This is a genomic window from Escherichia sp. AM3 (assembly GCF_032029835.1).
GTDB classification, from domain to species: Bacteria; Pseudomonadota; Gammaproteobacteria; order Enterobacterales; family Enterobacteriaceae; genus Escherichia; species Escherichia coli.
In genome coordinates, this window is sequence record NZ_JAVUPQ010001072.1 from 1 (window position 1) to 260 (window position 260).

The window sequence follows — 260 nt, forward strand, 5'->3', positions numbered from 1 at the left end:
TCGTGCTGGGCACCGGCATGAATGTTCACACCGACGCATACAGCGTCAGCCGCGCCTGCGCCACCAGTTTCCAGGCGGTGGCGAACGTGGCGGAAAGCCTGATGGCGGGGACCATTCGCGCGGGGATCGCCGGCGGCGCGGATTCCTCATCCGTGCTGCCCATCGGTGTTAGCAAACAGCTGGCCCGCATCCTCGTGGATGCCAACAAAGCCCGGACCACCGGTGCGAAGCTCAAACTCTTCTCGCGTTTACGTCTGCGC

The 260-nt window shown here is 64.6% G+C and carries 1 protein-coding gene; it reads left to right on the plus strand.

The genetic code is table 11. From position 1 onward, the window contains the following. Nucleotides 1–260, plus strand: a 260-nt coding sequence (locus tag RTW80_RS29755) for a beta-ketoacyl synthase N-terminal-like domain-containing protein (protein WP_312721742.1), incomplete at both ends; no start/stop codon positions are given.